Genomic DNA, 1,894 nt, shown 5'->3' with positions numbered 1-1,894 from the left:
TTCGGTGATCAAACACAGCCACCATAATGCACAAGTGGATAAAGAAGGAAAAGACAGTTGGCGGATGAAAGCGGCAGGCTCTGCCCAAGTGATGATGGTATCAGATCACCGCTGGGCGCTGATGACAGAAACCCCCACGCCGGTTTCACTCGATAAATTGGCTCAACAATTTGATAAAACACGCACGGATTTAATTCTGGTGGAAGGGTTTAAACAAGAACCAATACCGAAAATTCTTTTGCACCGCCAAGAAATGACAAAACCCTTGCCGGAAATCGACAATGATGTCCTTGCCCTTGCCACCAATTATTCCCTTGAAACCGACCGCACTTTGTTAGACATTAACCGTATTCCACAGATAGCCGATTTTGTTGAACATTGGTTTCGATCACAGGAAATAAAATGAGGGATCCCCATACTTACCAAGGCTTAGCTTGGGTGGCAGCCATGGCGCTTTTTATGCAAAGCCTTGATGCCACCATTTTAAACACCGCATTACCGGCAATTTCTATGGATCTGCATAAACCGGCGTTTGAAATGCAAATGGCGATCATCGCCTATTCCTTAGCGGTCGCCTTATTTATTCCTCTCACCGCATGGGCGGCAGCAAAATTTGGTACACTCACGGTGTTTCGCTGTGCCGTTTTCACCTTTGTATTGGGTTCCGTGGCTTGTGCGGCGGCGCCTAATTTAGAAAGCCTTATCCTTGCACGAATTATCCAAGGCATTGGCGGGGCATTTATGATGCCCATCGCCCGTTTAGCCATTATTCAATCCGTTCCTAAACATCAACTCCTGAACGCTTGGAATCTAATGGCAACCGCCGGGTTAATCGGTCCGATTTTAGGGCCGATATTAGGCGGTTGGCTGGTGATTCACGCCACTTGGCATTGGATTTTCCTTATCAACATTCCCATTGGCATAGTCGGCATTTGGGCGGCAGGTCACGTGATGGACAATATCAAAGGCGGCGAAGAAAAACTGGATTGGACCGGTTTTTTATTATTCGCCCTCGGTTTGGTGGGATTAACGCTCGGTTTAGATCTACTGGGTGAAACCCATCAAAATCCATTCCTCACCTATGGTTCACTGATGGTCGGTATCGGCTTGTTAATGATTTATGTAATGTATGCAAAAGGCAATGAACGGGCAATTCTCCCCCTTTCCCTCTTCCGCACACGGACATTCACCCTAAGCATACTCGCCAATTTATTTATTCGTTTATCCGCTTCCGGCATTCCTTTTTTATTGCCGTTGATGTTTCAGCTTTCCTTTGGTTTTAGTGCAGAAATGTCTGGTTGGCTGCTTGCGCCTATCGCCTTAATGTCGGTGATATTCAAAACCGTCATCGGGCATATTCTGAATAAATTCGGCTATAAAACAACGCTAATTTCATCCGCACTTTTAATGGCTTTGGGAATAATGGCGATGGCGTGGTGGGATAACCAAACCGCACTTGTCCGGATTGTGATGAATTTAATGTGGTATGGTGCCTGTATGTCGATGATTTTCACGGCGGTGAATACGCTGGCGGTGGGTGATCTTTCCCCATCACAAGCGGGCGCAGGCTCAACGATACTGAGCATTGTCCAACAAGTGGGGATTGGTTTTGGGATTGCCGTCTCATCCATTATCTTGAATGTTTACCGCCAATTTTTCGGTAATGAAGGCGAATTATTGCAACACGCCTTCAGCTATACCTTTTTAACCTCCTCGCTTTTTGCTATTGCATTAATTTGTACATTAGTTAGACTGCATAAGACGGATGGCGATCATTTGCGTCAAACATCAAAATTGAGTGATTAGACCAGATAATTCTCGCTTGATTTATGGTTATTTTTCTATTTTGGCGTTAAAATCACGTGCGGTATTATGTCGCCAATGCACAAAAACA

Annotated in this window: 2 protein-coding genes; both read left to right on the top strand. The window is 45.3% G+C overall.

The features are described from left to right. Positions 1 to 406, top strand: a 406-nt coding sequence (gene mobB, locus BKK50_RS12170) for a molybdopterin-guanine dinucleotide biosynthesis protein B (protein WP_077418495.1), incomplete at its 5' end; no start/stop codon positions are given. Then, positions 403 to 1,806, top strand: a complete 1,404-nt coding sequence (locus tag BKK50_RS12165; RefSeq protein WP_077418493.1) for an MDR family MFS transporter — start codon at positions 403 to 405, stop codon at positions 1,804 to 1,806. The genes mobB and BKK50_RS12165, both read left to right, overlap by 4 nt. Positions 1,807 to 1,894 lie beyond the last annotated feature (88 nt).

This window comes from Rodentibacter rarus (assembly GCF_001998965.1).
Taxonomy (GTDB): Bacteria; Pseudomonadota; Gammaproteobacteria; order Enterobacterales; family Pasteurellaceae; genus Rodentibacter; species Rodentibacter rarus.
The sequence above is the reverse complement of the archived record's forward strand: the minus strand, read 5'-3'. Positions and strand labels throughout refer to the sequence as shown.